Origin of the sequence: Nocardia sp. NPDC050710, from assembly GCF_040654375.1 — a bacterium.
Classification (GTDB): domain Bacteria; phylum Actinomycetota; class Actinomycetes; order Mycobacteriales; family Mycobacteriaceae; genus Nocardia.
In genome coordinates, this window is record NZ_JBFAHV010000001.1 from 815,383 (window position 1) to 831,056 (window position 15,674).

Consider the following 15,674-nt stretch of genomic DNA (forward strand, 5'->3'; position numbering starts at 1 on the left):
TGCACTCGCCCTGGACCGAGACCGTCGACCTGCGTGCGGAAGTGCGCACGGCATGGGCTCGGCTGCGCGCGCCGCGGCTGATGTGGCGGATCCTCCCGGCCGTGCGGCGTCACCTGTCGGCCGCGCCGGCGTCCACCGCCTACGCCTTCACCCTGTTCGTCACCTGGTGGACCCTGCGCGGGGTCGGCGATGTGGTCGAGCGCAGGCTGATCCTGTCCGCGTCGACGAATCTCTACAACATGCAACACAATCCGGTTCAGGTGCTGGTCGCCTCGGCGTTCTGGACCGAGGGCGGATTTCCCTGGATCACCATCGCGGAATTCCTGATCGTGATGGCGGCCGCCGAGCGCTGGCTGGGCACCGCCCGCTGGATTCTGCTGTTCGCCACCGGCCATATCGGGGCGACGCTGCTCACCGTCACAGGTATCGATCACGCCATCGACCGCGGCATCATCCCGGTTCGGATGGCGCTGGCCGCGGATGTCGGCACCAGTTACGGATTCACCACCGTGCTCGCCGCCATGGCATTCCGCTTCCGCGGCCGTGTGCGAGTGCTGTGGGCGGGCATCATCGTGGCCTCGCTCATCGGCGCGCTCTGGGTGGGACCGACCTTCACCGACTACGGCCACCTGTGCGCAGCGGTGATCGGACTGCTCGTGGGCGCGTGCGCGTCCACCTTCTGGCATCGCATCGAGCGGGCGCGGGCCCGGCGCGACGGCGCGACGACCACCACTTCGGTGCCGAGTTCGGATGATTCGGCGGCCACCGCCGAGTGAATCGATCAGCTCGCGACGGCGGGCCCGGTACGCCGCTCCACGAATTCGACGACCGGCTCCACCACCCGCGCCGCGATCGGCCCCAGCACGGCCATCGCCAGCACATAGGTGGAGGCGAGCGCGGCCAGCTCGCCGTCGACGGCGCCCATACTCACCGCCAATCCCGCGATGACGATGGAGAATTCACCGCGCGCCACCAGCGCGGCGCCGGTGCGAGCCCGGCCCATATGGCGGATCCCCTGTTTGCTCGCCGCCCACCAGCCGGTGCCGATCTTGGTCAGCAGAGTGAGCACCGCGAGCGCGATCGCCCAGCCGAGAACCGGCGGGATGGCCATCGGGTCGGTGCTGAGTCCGAAGGCGACGAAGAAAATGGCGGCGAACAGATCGCGCAACGGCTCCAGCAGTTTCACCGCCTCGTGCGCGGTGGACCCGGAGATCGCGATACCGAGCAGGAATGCGCCGACCGCCGCCGACACATTCAGCGCCGAGGCCGCACCCGCCACCAGCAGCGCCGCGCCGAGCAGCTTCAGCAGGAATACCTCGTTATCGGAGCTGTCCACGATCGCCGAGACGTAGCGGCCGTAGCGCAGCGCCACCATCAGCACCACGGTGACGGCAATCAGGGCCAGGCAGAGCACTTTCAGCCCGGCGAACAGGCTCAGCCCGGCCAGGATCGTGGTCAGGACGGGCAGGTACACCGCCATCGCCAGATCCTCGAAGACCAGGATGGACAGGATCACCGGGGTCTCGCGGTTACCCAGTCGCCCCAGATCGTTGAGCACCTTGGCGACGATGCCGGAGGACGAAATGTAGGTGACTCCGGCCATGGCGATCGCGCCGTTGAGCCCCCAGCCGAGGATGAGCGCCACCACCGCGCCCGGTGTCGCGTTCGCGACGATGTCGACCAGCCCCGCCGCCCAGGACCTCCGCAGCCCGGTCATCAATTCGGCGGCGGTGTATTCCAGGCCGAGCAGCAGCAACAGCAACACCACGCCGATTTCGCTCGCCAGATGACTGAATTCGCTGGCGGCGCCGAGTTGGATTAGACCGCCTTGACCGAAGGCGAGTCCGCCGAGCAGGTATAGCGGGATCGGTGACATGCCGAAACGACCCGCCACCCGCCCCAGCATTCCCAGGGCGAACAAAACCGCTCCGAGCTCTAGTAGGGCGAGCGCGGTAGTGGTCACCGGTTCAACCGTGGGACAGAATTTTCGCGGCGGCGTCCAAGCCGTCGGGGGTGCCGACCACGACGAGGACATCGTCGGCGGTGAAGGTGAAATCGGGTCCGGGCGAGGGATGTAACTGTCCCGCGCGCATTACCGCGACAATCGATGCCTTGGTGCGGGTGCGCATTCCGGTTTCGCCGAGGGTGCGCCCCTCATAGGGCGAGTCCATGGCGATGGGCAGTTGCCTGGTGGTGATGCCGGGCAGGTCGCGGTGGTCCTCGCGCAGCTTCGCCACCAGCTGGGGTGCGCCGAGGAGGTTGGCGAGCACCGCGGCTTCGTCGGTAGTGAGCGGGACCTGCGCGGCGCACGAGTCCGGATCGTCCAGTTTGGAGACGATCAGATCGATGCCACCGTCGCGGTGATCCACCACGCCGATGCGGCGGCCGGAGCGCGCCTGGAAATCCTTGCGTACCCCGATCCCGGGCAGTGCGGTGACATCGACGTTCACCTCTCCACCCTAGCTCTCGGGGCACCCCAATTGCCGAACAGCCCGCCGAGCGCGCCGCAGCGAGGACGAATCCAGCGAAGGCCAGCGCCCAACCGAGCGTGGGTCATCACTTCGGCGGACCCGTGTGCGCGCGGGCGTGTGCTGTGATGGGTCGGTGAAGCAGTGGGCCGCGCTGTCTGCGACCGCACAGGATGTGCTGGTCGCCCTCTCCACGTTCGCCTTCGGCGCTGTGCTCTTTGTTTCCGGGCTCTATCCGATGGCCGGCGCGAGCACCGACCCGCCGCTGACCAGCCGGTTCGCGGTGCTGGGGCTCCTGAGCTGCGTCTCGCTGCTGCGCAGGCGCACCCCGCTGCTCGCGCTGGTTCTCGGGCTCATCCCGTTCGGCATCGACCTGGTGCTCGGTGCGACGGTCCCCATCTGGATCCTCTATTCGGATCTGATCTACGCGGCCGTCCTCTACGGATCCCGGGTGCGATCCCGGATCGTGGTGTATGTCTGCGCCGTGCTGTCGGCCGCGGTGACGGTGGCCATCTTCGTGGGGACCGGGGACTGGCGGGCGCTGGTGCTGACGGTCGCCGCCGTATTCGCCTTCGTCGGCACCCCGATCTGGTGGGCGCTGTCGGTGCGCACGCACAAGGAGATCGCCGATGCGGAACGCGTACGGGTGCAGGCGATGTCGCTGGTCGCGGAGTTGGATCGGCGGGCCGCGATCGCGGATGAACGCAAGACCATGGCCCGCGATCTGCACGATGTGATCGCCGGACATCTGTCGGCCATCGCGATCCAGTCCGAGGCGGCGCTCGGGGTGGCCGCACGTCGCGATATCGACCCGGCGGTGGCCGGGATCATCGCCTCGATCCGGTCCAATAGCGTGAGCGCATTACAGGAAATGCGGACCATGATCGGGTTGCTCCGCGACGACAGCGCCGACGAGGACGTCGCCGCACCCCGCGGGCTGGCGCAACTGCCCATCTTGGTCGACGCGGCCCTGGCCGCGGGAATCACCGTCCGAGTGCGGGATTCGCGCGACGGGACACGCCTGGCGAGCGCGGTCGATCAGGCCGCCTACCGCATCGTCCAGGAGGCGTTGACCAATGCGATGAAGCACGCACCGGGGCAGGAGGTCGATATCGCGGTCGATACCGATATGTCTACGGTGACCGTATCGGTGCGCAATCCACTGACCGCCGCGAACCATTCGCTCGAGCGAGCCGACGCACCGAACCGGCGCGGCCTGATGAATATGCGCGAACGCGCCGCCGCCCTCGGCGGCAGTTTCGCCGCCGGACCCCGCGCGGGCGGCTGGGAGGTCCGTACCACCCTGCCCGTCTCTCCTCACGAAAGACCGGAGGTGCCGTGACCATTCGGGTGCTGATCGCCGACGACCACGGCGCCATCCGGGCCGGGCTCCGGATGATTCTCGACAACGCCGAGGGCATCGAGGTCGTGGGCGAGGCCGCGGACGGGGATATCGCGGTAACCCAGGCCAGGGCGCTGCACCCGGATGTGGTCCTGATGGATGTGCGGATGCCCGGCGTCGACGGCATCACCGCGACCGAGCGGATCACCGCCGACGGATTGGCCCGGGTTTTGATCCTGACCACCTTCGACCTGGACGAGTACGTCTTCCGGACCCTGCGCGCGGGTGCCTCCGGATACGTGCTCAAATCCACTTCCGGTCAGGCTCTGGTGGATTCGGTGCGCGCGGTCGCGGCGGGTGACGGCGTGCTCGCGCCCGAGGTGACCCGCGCGGTGATCTCCGCGTTCGCCTCGTCGACCGACGATTCGGCGGGAACGACTCCCGACGGGCTCGCCGATCTCACCGAACGCGAGCGCGAGGTCCTGGACTGCCTCGGCGAAGGTCTGTCCAACGCGCAGATCGCGGCGCGGCTGTTCATCGGCGAGACAACGGTGAAAACCCATGTGTCACGGGTGCTCACCAAACTCGGTGTGCGATCCCGGGTTCAGGCCGCGATCGTGGCACGGGAGGCACGGGAGCGTTGAGGTTCGGAGTCCCTCGGGGTCCAGCGGCGCGAACGTACCGTCCGGTCCGGGCTGGAACTCGACGACCGCGGTGACCGCGCCGACCGGTAGCGGTCCGTATAGATGCGGGAACAACATCGACTCCGGATCCGTCGGCACGCCGGGCTCCCACTCGATCGGCGATCCCACCCGGGCCGGATCGATGCGCAGCAGCACCAGATCCCGGCGTCCGGCGAAGAGCCGGTTGGCGGGCAGATGCGCCTGCTGCGGCGCGGAGAGGTGGATGAAGCCGACCTCATCGAGCGTCGATGGCCGATACTCGCCGATTTGCCGAGCGGTCAACCACTCCTCGAGGGTGCAAATGTGAACAAACGTGTGAGTGTCGTGGATCACGGGTAATCTCCCGGTAGACAACTGGATCGGCCGGATCGAGGCGTGAACGAGGATGTGTGGATTGCCTGACCAGAGATGTTCGCCTGTAGCGAAATCGCAGGTCATGTTATCGAAAACACACTGAATCATTCGCGGGAACAAAGCCCCCGTCCCGAACGTCTGACAGAGTAGTCATACCACTGCTGGGAAGTAGCGGTAGCGAGCCTCGCGGAGTGACCACGGGGCCCCACACCAGGTGAACGGACTGTAGTGCCGGGAGCCAGGACGGAGGAGTCATGCCAGGAACCCTGACAAGCACCCCACTGACCGCGGTCGATCGTTGCGACCGCTGCGGGGCGGCGGCACGAGTGCGTGCCACCCTGCCCGCAGGTGGAGAGTTGCTCTTCTGCCAGCACCACGCGAATGAACACATGGACCGATTGCGTGAGCTCGAAGCCGTGATCGACACGGAGTCCGCTCCCGCCCTCTGAACCACCGTTTTTCGCGTCCCGACACAACAGCATCGAATAACAGAACAGCACTTCCCGGCAGCGGGCGACCAAGTCGCCCGCTGTCGGCATATTCACCGAGGCCGGATCGCCGGTCAGTCGGCCGATCCGGCCACCTCGGCGAAGATCCCGTCCAGCAGGCGGTTCAGGCCGAATTCGAAGGCGTCGTCCGGGTCGGCGGGCGCCTGGTAATACTCGCCGACCGCCGCGCCCACCCGCGACGACAGCGGGAACTCGGCGACCGGCATGAGCTGATCGAGCAGCGGACCGTGCTCCTCCCACCACTGCGCGTCGCTGCGTTGTGCCGCGCCGCGCACTGCGGCGATGGCCATGCGGGCATTACCAGCGGCGAACTCGGACAGCACCGCGATCACCCGATCCATGTCCAGATCCGAGAGCCCGATCCCGTCGATGGCGGCCAGCTGCCGCTCATAACGGAGCATCCGTCCCGGGCCGAGGACCAGTCGCCACGGCGAGATGTCCAGCAGCCAGGGATGCGCGAGGAGTTCCGAACGCACCTGGCGTGCGATCGCGCCCATCCGGTCCCGGGGTGCGGCGTCGGCGGGGATCGGCGCGTCGTGCGTCGCGACCGCGTCGACCATCAGCACGGCCAGCGCCTCCTTGCTCGGCACGTAGGTATACAGGCTCATCGGCCGCAGCCCCAGCTCCGCGGCGACCGCGCGAATCGACACCTTCTCGTACCCGTCCCGATCCGCGAGTGCGACCGCGGCCGCGACCACGGCGTCCACGCTGACCTTCTGCTTCGGCCCGCGACCGCCGGCGCGCGGCGGCACCGCATGCCGCCACAGCAGTTCCATCAGCTGTTTCGCCTCGCCGGTACCTGTGTCGTCGGCCACTCTTCCCCTCGGAAATAATTCGGTACAGTGTACGTTGTTACGTTACTCCGTACACTATACGACGATCAAGGGGTCCGCTCTGTCCAGCACACAGGCCACGTACCTGCCCGACCGCCACATGTTCGCCCTGTGGACCTGGAACGACCACACCGCCGGACGCGCCCCCGGCCTCGGCGAGCGCGAAACCATCGGCCTCGCGATACCCATCGGTCCGCGCGGCGCGATCGAGATCGCCGATGTGGACTGCGCGCTGATCTCCCCCGATACACTCGCGAACCTCGCCGTCGGCGCGGCGGCGAACGGAGATTCGGCGAACACCGCTGGCGGGCACGACGATTCGCCGACCGCAATCGATCCGGTGCCGAGCAGCGCCCCCTTCGCCGATCCGGGACCATCCCTGCTGGTATGGCGGCGGGTGCTGGGCGGGGACGAGCAGATCACGCAACTCCCGATCGCGGCCCATGCGGTGCCCGATGCGGTCGGCACGTCGGTCGTCTCCGGCGAGCGGGCGCTGCGAGTGCTGCGCACGACGCAGGCGGTGGCATCGGAATTGAGCGCGACACTGCGCGCGGAGCTACGGCCCTATCAGGCGCGGGGCGTGGGATGGCTGCGGGAGACGACCGCAACCTTCGGCGGGGCGGTGCTGGCGGATGAGATGGGGCTCGGAAAGACGGTGCAGACCATCGGATTTCTGCTCGACCGCGCGGCTACGGGATCGCAACTCGTCGTCTGCCCGACCTCGCTGGTCGGCAACTGGGCGCACGAGATCACGCGTTTCGCGCCGGAGCTACGGCCGATCGTGTGGCGCGGCGCGGAGCTGGACGCGCCCGCGGGCACGGTGGTGGTCGTCGGGTATCCGACGTTACGACTACACGGCCACCTCCTCACCGAACAGACCTGGGCGACCGCGATTTTCGACGAGGCGCAGGCACTGAAGAATCCGCGCACCCAGGCGTCCAAGGCGGCGCGGGCGCTCACCGCGACGGCCAAGGTCGCGCTGACCGGCACCCCCGTGGAGAACCACTTGGAGGAGCTGTGGGCGCTGCTCAACCTGGTCACACCCCAGCTGTTCGCGCACCGCACGCAGTTCCGGCGCCGCTTCGTCCGGCCCATCGGCGAAGGTTCGGCCACCGCGGCGGCCCGGCTGCGCGACGCCGTCGAACCGGTGCTGTTGGGGCGCAAGAAGATCCAGGTCGCCGCCGCGCTTCCGGAGAAGATCCACAGCGATCTGCTCTGCGATCTCACCGCCGAGCAGGAGAAGCTCTACGACCAACTGCTCGATCACGCCGTCGACGACGGTTTCGGCTCCGGCGCCCAACGCCAGAGCCGAGTACTCGCCGCGCTCACCGCGCTCAAACAGGTCTGCAATCACCCCGGCCTGATCACCGGTGATCTCGGCGAACTGGCGGGACGCTCCGGCAAGCTCGACCTGTGCACCGATATCGTCGCTACCAACCTCGACACCGGCTCCCCCACGCTGATATTCACCCAGTACCGGCAGACCGGTGAGCTGCTGGTGCGTCATCTCGCCGAACAGTTCGGGATCACCGCGCCGTTCTTCCACGGCGGCCTGAACCAGACCGAGCGTGCCGGGATCGTGACCGACTTCCAATCCCCCTACGGCCCACCGGTGCTCGTGCTCAGCCTGCGCGCCGCGGGCACCGGTCTCACGCTGACCCGCGCCGCCGACGTCATCCATTTCGACCGCTGGTGGAACCCCGCGGTGGAGGCCCAGGCCTCCGACCGCGCGCACCGCATCGGCCAGACCCGCACCGTCACCATCACCACCCTCACCTCCGGCACCACGGTCGAGGAACATATCGCGGGCATGCACGATCGCAAATCCGCGCTGACCGACCTGTCCGACTCCTCGGGTATCGCCGCCCTGGCCCGCCTCGACGACGACCAGCTCGTCGAGATCCTGCGACGAAAGAGGGAGATCTGATGGCGGACAACGAATTCGGCTACACGGCGTGGGGAAGGGACTGGGTCCGCCTCGCCGAACCGCTGCGCCGGACCCGCCCCGAACCGCTGCTGCCCCGCGCCCGTAGCATCGCCCGCAACGGCGGCGTGCGGACCACCATCGAGGGCCGCACCGTCCGTGCCGCCATCCACCGCAGCGGCCAAGCGTCGGTCACCCACCTGGAGGTGGTGCCGCTGTCCCGCGCGGCCGTCACCGCCATCGCCGAGGTCATCCCCGATCCCACCGTTCTCACCGACGAGATGCACCGGGCACTCGTCGCGGCTGGCACCGGCCCCGCCCCGGTCCTCGCCGCCACCGATTGTTCCTGCTCGGCCCGCGCCACCCGGTGCGTACACGTCCTATCGGTGCTCTACGACCTGTCCCGCCGGGTCGATGAGAACCCCCGCCTGGCACTGGAGCTCCAGGGTTATTTCGAAGCGGCCCAACAGGATTCGATCGCACCCGTCGAATCCCCGCGCTGGACGCCGATCAATACTCTCGACCCGGCCGACTATTTCGAACGCACCCCGTCGTGAGTCCGCCCCCAGCGCTGGACCGGCAGCGCATATCCGTGCCGAGGACAGCGTCCGGCGATGTCCCGGGATCAGGCGGCGGCGCGGCGGGCGCGGAAGCGTAAAATGGCTGCGCCGGAACGAATTTCGACATCCGTGAAAAAGTACATGCTCGAGAATCCGGGCTCAGGCGTTGGTACCACCGTCGATGGTGAAGAACGCGCCTGTGATGGCGCGCCCCGAGGAACCCGCCAGGAAGGTGACGGTGGCCGCGACATCATCGGCGGTGCCGAAGCGGCCGAGGGCGCTGAGCTCGCGCTGCCCGGCGGCGTGGCTTCCGTCGGCCGGGTTCATATCGGTGTCGGTGGAGCCGGGCTGTACCAGGTTGACCGTGATATCGCGCGGGCCCAGTTCGCGGGCAAGGGCTTTGGTGAAGCCGTTGAGCGCGGACTTGCTGAGGTTGTAGAGGGTGATGCCGCCGAAGGGGGCGTGTTCGGCGAGGTTGGTGCCGATGCTGATAATGCGGCCGCCGCCGGTCATATGCGCCACCGCGGCCTGCGCGGCGACGAAGGCGGCGCGGGCGTGGATATTGAGCGCGCGGTCGACCTCCTCGACGGTGAACTCCTCGAAGGGCTTGGCGGGGAAGATGCCCGCATTGTTCACCAGCACGTCCAGTCCACCCAACTCGGCAGCGGCACGCTCCACCGCACCGGTGACCTCACCCGCGTCCGCGCTGTCGGCCCGGATGGCAATGGCCCGGCGGCCCAGCGATTCGATCTCGGCGACAACAGATTTCGCCTGCACATCCGCACTCTGGTAGGTCAGCGCCACGTCCGCGCCCGCGGCCGCCAACTGCCGGGCGACGGCGGCGCCGATCCCGCGGCTGCCACCGGTCACCAGCGCCACCTTGCCCGTGAGGTCCGACATAGCAACTCCTCCAAATTCTGTGTCGATCAGTACATAAATAGCTAAGCGCACGGCGCAGGCGGCGTCAAGGGGTATATTTAACGATCGACACAGAAAGGACGTCGCCATGGCGGAACGCGGACGCCCCCGGGCCTTCGACCGGTCCGTCGCGCTGCGTCGCGCCATGGAGGTCTTCTGGGAGCACGGCTACGAGGGCTCGTCCATGAGCGACCTCACCGCCGCCATGGGCATCAACTCACCGAGCCTGTACGCCGCGTTCGGCGACAAAGAGGCCCTGTTCCGCGCGGCGGTCGAACTCTACGGGCAGACCGACGGCAGCCACACCGAGCGCGCCCTGCGCGACGAGCCGACCGCCCGCGCCGCCATCGAAGCCATGTTGCGCGACAACGCGCTGGCCTACACCGCCGAGGACAAACCACACGGTTGCATGGTCGTGCTCGCCGGATCCACCTACACCACCCGCAACACCGGTATCCGCGACTTCCTCATCGAAAAACGCCGCGAGACAACCGAAGACATCCGCCGCAGACTGGACCGCGGCGTGACCGACGGCGATCTCCCCGCGCAGACCGACACCGCCGCACTGGCTGCCTTCTACACCACACTCCTGTTCGGCCTGTCCCTCCAGGCCAGGGACGGCGCCACACTCCCCGAACTCACCCGGTCCATCGACTGCGCCATGGCCGTCTGGCCCGCGAGGTAAGCGGCGGCGTCCACGCGCTCACGCGATCGGCCGAATGCGAGGCCGGACCGGCACATCCTATTTCCGGCGCAACGCGGCGATCCGCTCACCGAGCTGATCGGCGGTCGCCAACGCGGTTGGCGGTCCGCCGCATTCGCGACGCAGCTCACCGTGGATGACACCGTGCGGCTTCCCGGTCCGGTGGTGATGCATAGCGACCAGACTGTTCAGCTCACGCCGCAACTCGCCCAGTTTGTCGGCGGTCGCGACCCGTTCGGCGGCCGTGGCCACCTGCGCGGCGGGCTGGGCCGTGGCGACCACCCCGCGGTCGGCGATCTGTTTGGTCTGCCGTTCACGCAGTAGCGCGCGCATCTGATCGGCATCGAGCAGGCCGGGGATGCCCAGGTAGTCGGCCTCCTCGTCGCTCCCGGCGAAGGTGGCGGTACCGAAGGAGGATCCGTCGTAGATCACCTGATCGAGCTCGGCATCCGCGGCCAGCGCGACGAAGGACTTCTCCTCCTCGCCGGGCTCGTCCTTCTGCTTGTTCGCATCGATCAGCAGCTCGTCGTCGAGCCCGTTCTTCTCCCGATGCGGCTTGCCGATGATGTGGTCGCGCTGCAACTCCAGCTGCGCGGCCAGATCCAGCAGCACGGGCACCGAGGGCAGGAATACGCTCGCCGTCTCACCGGGTTTGCGGGCACGCACGAAGCGACCGATCGCCTGCGCGAAGTACAGCGGGGTCGAGGCGCTGGTGGCGTAGACGCCGACTGCCAGCCTCGGCACGTCGACGCCCTCGGACACCATGCGCACCGCGACCATCCACGGCTGGGTGTTCTTGCTGAACTCGGCGATCCGATCCGAGGAACTCGGGTCGTCAGAGAGCACCACGGCGGGTCTCTCCCCCGAAATGTGTTCGAGCAGTTCAGCGTAGTCGCGGGCGCGTTCCTGATCGGTGGCGATCACCAGTCCGCCCGCATCGGGCATGCCGGAGCCGCGCAACTGGCGCAGCCGGGTGTCCGCGGCGCGTAGCACCGCCGAGATCCAGTCGCCCGCCGGGTCCAGCGCGGTGCGCCAGGCGCGGGCGGTCTGCTCGGCATTGAGCGGCTCACCGAGGCGCGCGGAGTACTCCTCGCCCGCGCTGTCGCGCCAGTGCGCCTCACCGGAGTAGGCGAGGAAGACGACCGGTCGCACCACGCCGTCGGCGAGCGCCTCGGCATAGCCGTAGGTGTGGTCGGCGCGTGACTGCGGCAGTCCGCCCTCACCGGGTTCGTAGGTGACGAACGGGATCTGGCTGTCGTCGCTGCGGAACGGGGTACCGGTCAGCGCGAGGCGCCTGGTGGCGTCGCCGAATGCCTCGGCCGTGGCATCGCCCCAGCTCTTGGCGTCGCCCGCGTGGTGGATCTCGTCGAGTATGACCAGGGTCCGGCGGCGTTCGGTGCGCACCCGGTGCCGGGAGGGGTGCGAGGCCACCTGCGCATAGGTGACGACCACGCCGTGGTAATCGCCGGACGTGCCGCCGGTCGCGTTGGAGAACCGCGAGTCCAGCGCGATCCCATTACGCGCCGCGGACTCCGCCCACTGGTGTTTGAGGTGTTCGGTAGGGGCGACCACCGTGATCTGGTCGACGGTGCGGTCGGCCAGCAGTTCGGCGGCCACGCGCAGCGCGAAGGTGGTCTTACCCGCGCCGGGGGTCGCCACCGCGAGGAAGTCCCGCGGCTTGGTGGCCAGATATTTGGTCAACGCGCGCCGCTGCCAGGCACGCAGCGAACCGCCCGCGACAACCGTGGATCCCGAATCGCCCGGCGTTGCCTCATCTCCCGCCGCAGCGCCACCCGACCCAGTCACGCAGAAGACCCTACTGGGCGCGGACGGCGTGTCGCCAAACCGACGCGGCAGGCGCGACAGGCATCACACATTCACCGCTCGCCACGCCGTATTCGCCCGCTGCGCACCGACACGACAACCCCACAATCCGGTGCCGCGGCGGCTCGTGCGCGATGCTGTAGACATCATGACCGAGGACAGCCCCCTATCGAGTGCCCCACCGCGGGCCGGCGACGAGCCGATCCACAGCGGTGGCGGCGGTGCGCCGCCATCCCGGTCGGCGCCGGTGCGCCGGTGGGCTCGCCGGGCGGGCAGGCGCGCCGGGCGACTGATCATCCGAGTGGCGGTGAAGTGCTGGGACGACTCGATCTTCGCCAAATCCGCGGCCGCGGCGTTCTGGCAGACACTGTCGCTGGCTCCGCTACTGCTCGGCGTACTCGGCAGTCTCGGCTACGTCGGCGGCTGGTTCGGGCCGGACACGGTACAGATCGTGCAGTCCAAGATCATCTCGTTCAGCCGGGACCTGTTCAGCTCCTCGGTGGTCTCCGACCTCATCGAACCCACCGTCGCCGATGTGCTGGGACGCGGGCGCGGCGCGGTGGTCTCGGTGGGGTTCGTCTTGTCGCTGTGGGCGGGATCCTCGGCGATGGCCACCTTCGTCGACGCCATTGTGGAGGCGCACGATCAGCAGTACGCCCGACATCCGGTGTGGCAGCGCATCTTCGCGCTGCTGCTGTATGTGCAATTCCTGGTGGCGGCGGTGTTCATCCTCCCGATGGTCGCGCTCGGGCCGACACTGATCGGCCGGGTGCTGCCCGACAGCTGGCGCGAGCCAGGGCTGCGATTGCTGGACGCGTTCTACTACCCGGGCGTCGGCCTGCTGCTCATCATCGGCTTGACCACGCTCTACAAACTCGCCCTGCACCGGTCGCTGCCGTGGCACCGGCTCTTCGGCGGCGCGCTGGTGGCGGGCGTGTTCTTCATGACGGCCAGCGAGGGGTTGCGGCGCTATCTGTCCTGGATCACCAGGACCGGCGTCAGCTACGGGGCGCTCGCCACCCCGATCGCATTCCTGCTGTTCACGTACTTCCTCGCATTCGCGGTGATCCTCGGCGCCGAGTTCAATGCCGCGGTCCAGGAGTTCTGGCCGGCCCGGGCCACCCGCATCGAGCAGATGAAGGAGTGGATCTCCAACCAGGTCCGCGGCGACAGCTCCGATGAGAACGCGCCGGATGCCGACCCGGCGGCATCCGATGCGGATATCGGCACCGGACCGGGGTCGAATCCGAAACCGGGCGCGAGGTTCGAGACGAATCAGCGGCAGACACGGGCCAACGGGGAGCCGCCCCAGACCCCGTCACCGCTGGGCAGTCCGAGCTGACCGAATCATCGATCGACCGGTAGGCACGACGACGCAGCGATTCGTTCCGCGAATCGCTCACACCGCGCGACGAACAGCGAACCGGACTGCGGGCATCGCGCACGACTGCCCGCCGCACACCGGGCTCAGTCGCCCTTCTTCAGCCCGTCGTAGACCTTCTTGCACTCGGGGCAGACCGGCGAGCCGGGCTTGGGCGAACGCGTCACCGGGAACACCTCGCCGCACAGTGCGACCACGTGGGTGCCCATGACGGCGCTCTCGGCGATCTTGTCCTTCTTCACATAGTGGAAGAACTTCGGGGTGTCATCGCCCGTTGTCTCGTCGGTCGTCGTATCCGGGCGAACCAGGGTGTCGGTACTCACGGATTCCATGATGCCGCATTGCCGAGCGTCGTGCCCCGAGACATCGGTCATCGGCTGACCTGGCCATGTGCAACGGAGCGGCGAGCGTGGAAGACTCGGGGTATGCAGCAGTACGGCGACACCCCCGACGCCGACGACATCGGCCGCGGTGATCGCCCGGAAGTCAGCATGCCCACCCGGCCGGCCGCCTCGCGCGGCTACTTCCCCGGCAACGACAAGCATCCGGTCCTCATTACCGAGGCCGCGCCCTCGCTCGAGGATCAGCACCGCGCCCGGGTCCGCCGCTACACCATCATTATGGCGTTCCGCATCCCCTGCCTGGTGTTCGCGGCGATCGCGTACAGCGTCTGGGGCAACGCGCTGATTTCGCTGCTGATCATCGGCGTCTCCATTCCGCTGCCCTGGATCGCGGTTCTCATCGCGAACGACCGCCCGCCGCGCCGCAAGGACGAACCCAGCCGCTGGGACGCCAGGCGCAAGCAGATCGCCCTCGAATCCCGCGCGCACAAGGCCATCGACGGCTGAGCCGCAGCCGGTGACCTCAGGCGAGTGCGGCGCGGACCGGACGACGGATGACGATCGACATCAGCGCCGCCGTCCCGCACAGCGCCCCCGCCAGATACCAGGCCAGGTCGTAGCTGCCCTGTAGATCGCGGATGACGCCCGCACCGGTCGCGGCGATCGCGGAACCGATCTGGTGCGAGGCGAAGACCCAGCCGAAGGCGATCGGACCGTCGTCGCCGAAGAGTTCGCGGCACAGCATGACGGTCGGCGGCACGGTGGCGATCCAGTCCAGCCCGTAGAAGATGATGAACACCCACATACTCGGTTCGGTATCCGGCGCGAACAGCGACGGCAGGATCAGCAGCGACAGCCCACGCAGGGTGTAGTAGGCCAGCAGCAGGTAGCGCGGGTCCACCCGGTCGGTCAGCCAGCCGGAGAAGATGGTGCCCGCGACATCGAAAATGCCGACCACCGCGAGCAATCCGGCGGCGGTGGTGGACGGCATGCCGTGATCGTGGGCGGCGGTGACGAAGTGGGTGCCGACCAGCCCGTTGGTGGAGGCGCCGCAGACCGCGAATCCGCCCGCCAGCAGCCAGAATCCGGGCGTGCGCGCGACCCTGGCCAGTACGGTGATCGCCCGCCCCGCCCCGCCCGTCGCGACCGTGCGGACGCCGACCGAGCTGCCCGGTTCCGCGCCGTACGCGGAAACGCCCGCGTCACTGGGAAAGTCACGGATGAACAGCAGGACCAGGGGCACCACGGCCAGTGCCGTACCCGCCACGATCATGGACGGCAACCGCCAGCCGTGGTCGTCGGCCAGGGCCGCGACCACGGGCAGGAAGATCAGCTGCCCGGTCGCGCCCGCCGCGGTCAGCACGCCGGTCACCAGCCCACGCTGACGGACGAACCAGCGCCCGGTGATGGTGGCGACGAATGGCATCGACATCGACCCGACCCCGACGCCGACCAGCAACCCCCACGTCAGCACCAGCTGCCAGGCCTGGGTCATGAAGACAGTGAGGCCGCTGCCCGCCGCGACGAGCAGCAGCGCGCAGGCCACGACCCGGCGGATGCCGAACCGGTCCATCAGTGCCGCGGCGAAGGGTGAGATCAGGCCGTAGAGGAGCAGATTCAGCGATACGGCGGCCCCGATGGTGCCGTGCGACCAACCGAACTCCTCGTGCAGCGGGTCCATCAGCACGCCCGGCACCGAGCGGAACGCGGCCGCGCCGAGCAATGCGATGAAGCCGACGCCCGCCACGATCCAGGCCGGATGCAGGCCGGGGCCACGGGCGCGGGTTGCGGTGTCGGACACCGGTTCCGGGGCGCTGCGCGAGGTCTCCAATTC

16 protein-coding genes and 1 pseudogene are annotated in these 15,674 nt (G+C 68.4%); 9 read left to right on the forward strand and 8 right to left on the reverse strand.

Going from position 1 to position 15,674, the window contains the following annotated elements; genetic code table 11:
• The first annotated feature begins 41 nt into the window (after positions 1–41).
• Complete coding sequence (locus tag AB0H61_RS03795) at positions 42–776, forward strand: rhomboid-like protein (protein ID WP_357298816.1); 735 nt, start codon at positions 42–44, stop codon at positions 774–776.
• A 5-nt stretch (positions 777–781) separates the two neighbouring features.
• On the opposite strand, the gene AB0H61_RS03800 is transcribed toward AB0H61_RS03795, so the two are convergent.
• Positions 782–1,963 (reverse strand): cation:proton antiporter, encoded by a 1,182-nt coding sequence (locus AB0H61_RS03800; protein ID WP_357298819.1) that lies wholly within the window; start codon positions 1,961–1,963, stop codon positions 782–784.
• Positions 1,964–1,967: 4 nt separating this feature from the next.
• Complete coding sequence (locus AB0H61_RS03805) at positions 1,968–2,450, reverse strand: cation:proton antiporter regulatory subunit (protein WP_357298822.1); 483 nt, start codon at positions 2,448–2,450, stop codon at positions 1,968–1,970.
• A gap of 154 nt (positions 2,451–2,604) precedes the next feature.
• Here AB0H61_RS03805 and AB0H61_RS03810 point away from each other — a divergent pair, with 154 nt between their 5' ends.
• Positions 2,605–3,810, forward strand: coding sequence for a histidine kinase (locus AB0H61_RS03810; RefSeq protein WP_357298824.1), 1,206 nt, complete (start codon positions 2,605–2,607; stop codon positions 3,808–3,810).
• Positions 3,807–4,454: a response regulator transcription factor gene (locus tag AB0H61_RS03815; protein WP_357298826.1), complete on the forward strand. Its 648-nt coding sequence runs from the start codon at positions 3,807–3,809 to the stop codon at positions 4,452–4,454. Before AB0H61_RS03810 ends, AB0H61_RS03815 begins: the two co-directional genes overlap by 4 nt.
• A 21-nt stretch (positions 4,455–4,475) precedes the next feature.
• Here AB0H61_RS03815 and AB0H61_RS03820 read toward each other — a convergent pair.
• Positions 4,476–4,826: pseudogene (locus AB0H61_RS03820) on the reverse strand (DUF952 domain-containing protein); the annotation flags it as partial.
• A 275-nt stretch (positions 4,827–5,101) separates the two neighbouring features.
• Between AB0H61_RS03820 and AB0H61_RS03825 the strand changes: the two are divergent.
• The gene (locus tag AB0H61_RS03825) at positions 5,102–5,296 is read left to right on the forward strand and encodes a hypothetical protein (protein WP_033087939.1); all 195 of its coding nucleotides are present in this window, start codon (positions 5,102–5,104) and stop codon (positions 5,294–5,296) included.
• Positions 5,297–5,409: 113 nt separating this feature from the next.
• Here the strand turns inward: AB0H61_RS03825 and AB0H61_RS03830 are convergent, their stop codons facing one another.
• Positions 5,410–6,132: a TetR/AcrR family transcriptional regulator C-terminal domain-containing protein gene (locus tag AB0H61_RS03830; protein WP_357299841.1), complete on the reverse strand. Its 723-nt coding sequence runs from the start codon at positions 6,130–6,132 to the stop codon at positions 5,410–5,412.
• Positions 6,133–6,289: 157 nt separating this feature from the next.
• Here AB0H61_RS03830 and AB0H61_RS03835 point away from each other — a divergent pair, with 157 nt between their 5' ends.
• Positions 6,290–8,116: a DEAD/DEAH box helicase gene (locus AB0H61_RS03835; protein WP_357298827.1), complete on the forward strand. Its 1,827-nt coding sequence runs from the start codon at positions 6,290–6,292 to the stop codon at positions 8,114–8,116.
• A complete protein-coding gene (locus AB0H61_RS03840; RefSeq protein ID WP_357298830.1) occupies positions 8,116–8,670 on the forward strand; it encodes a hypothetical protein in 555 nt (184 codons plus the stop codon). The genes AB0H61_RS03835 and AB0H61_RS03840 overlap by 1 nt, the downstream gene beginning before the upstream one ends.
• 162 nt (positions 8,671–8,832) lie before the next feature.
• Here the strand turns inward: AB0H61_RS03840 and AB0H61_RS03845 are convergent, their stop codons facing one another.
• Positions 8,833–9,573, reverse strand: a complete 741-nt coding sequence (locus tag AB0H61_RS03845; protein WP_357298833.1) for an SDR family oxidoreductase — start codon at positions 9,571–9,573, stop codon at positions 8,833–8,835.
• Positions 9,574–9,679: 106 nt separating this feature from the next.
• On the opposite strand from AB0H61_RS03845, the gene AB0H61_RS03850 reads away from it, so the two are divergent.
• Positions 9,680–10,276 carry a TetR/AcrR family transcriptional regulator gene (locus AB0H61_RS03850; RefSeq protein WP_357298835.1) on the forward strand — a complete coding sequence of 199 codons (597 nt, stop codon included), beginning with the start codon at positions 9,680–9,682 and terminating at the stop codon, positions 10,274–10,276.
• Between the two features lie 57 nt (positions 10,277–10,333).
• Here the strand turns inward: AB0H61_RS03850 and AB0H61_RS03855 are convergent, their stop codons facing one another.
• Entirely contained in the window at positions 10,334–12,019 is a 1,686-nt protein-coding gene (locus tag AB0H61_RS03855; protein ID WP_357299844.1) for a DEAD/DEAH box helicase, read from the reverse strand.
• Positions 12,020–12,266: 247 nt separating this feature from the next.
• Here AB0H61_RS03855 and AB0H61_RS03860 point away from each other — a divergent pair, with 247 nt between their 5' ends.
• On the forward strand, positions 12,267–13,460 hold the full coding sequence (locus AB0H61_RS03860) for a YihY/virulence factor BrkB family protein (protein WP_357298838.1): 1,194 nt from the start codon (positions 12,267–12,269) through the stop codon (positions 13,458–13,460).
• Positions 13,461–13,585: 125 nt separating this feature from the next.
• On the opposite strand, the gene AB0H61_RS03865 is transcribed toward AB0H61_RS03860, so the two are convergent.
• Complete coding sequence (locus tag AB0H61_RS03865; protein WP_357298840.1) at positions 13,586–13,822, reverse strand: DUF3039 domain-containing protein; 237 nt, start codon at positions 13,820–13,822, stop codon at positions 13,586–13,588.
• A 168-nt stretch (positions 13,823–13,990) separates the two neighbouring features.
• Between AB0H61_RS03865 and AB0H61_RS03870 the strand changes: the two genes are divergently transcribed.
• Positions 13,991–14,347, forward strand: coding sequence for a DUF3099 domain-containing protein (locus tag AB0H61_RS03870; protein WP_357299847.1), 357 nt, complete (start codon positions 13,991–13,993; stop codon positions 14,345–14,347).
• A gap of 16 nt (positions 14,348–14,363) precedes the next feature.
• Here AB0H61_RS03870 and AB0H61_RS03875 read toward each other — a convergent pair whose 3' ends face one another.
• On the reverse strand, positions 14,364–15,641 hold the full coding sequence (locus AB0H61_RS03875; RefSeq protein WP_357299848.1) for an MFS transporter: 1,278 nt from the start codon (positions 15,639–15,641) through the stop codon (positions 14,364–14,366).
• Positions 15,642–15,674 lie beyond the last annotated feature (33 nt).

Coding starts and splice junctions, on each gene's coding strand:
- AB0H61_RS03845 (WP_357298833.1), bottom strand. CDS start 9,573: ATGTCGGACCTCACGGGCAAGGTGGCGCTGGTGACCGGTGGCAGCCGC.
- AB0H61_RS03860 (WP_357298838.1), top strand. CDS start 12,267: ATGACCGAGGACAGCCCCCTATCGAGTGCCCCACCGCGGGCCGGCGAC.
- AB0H61_RS03830 (WP_357299841.1), bottom strand. CDS start 6,132: ATGGAACTGCTGTGGCGGCATGCGGTGCCGCCGCGCGCCGGCGGTCGC.
- AB0H61_RS03840 (WP_357298830.1), top strand. CDS start 8,116: ATGGCGGACAACGAATTCGGCTACACGGCGTGGGGAAGGGACTGGGTC.
- AB0H61_RS03850 (WP_357298835.1), top strand. CDS start 9,680: ATGGCGGAACGCGGACGCCCCCGGGCCTTCGACCGGTCCGTCGCGCTG.
- AB0H61_RS03835 (WP_357298827.1), top strand. CDS start 6,290: ATGTTCGCCCTGTGGACCTGGAACGACCACACCGCCGGACGCGCCCCC.
- AB0H61_RS03870 (WP_357299847.1), top strand. CDS start 13,991: ATGCCCACCCGGCCGGCCGCCTCGCGCGGCTACTTCCCCGGCAACGAC.
- AB0H61_RS03825 (WP_033087939.1), top strand. CDS start 5,102: ATGCCAGGAACCCTGACAAGCACCCCACTGACCGCGGTCGATCGTTGC.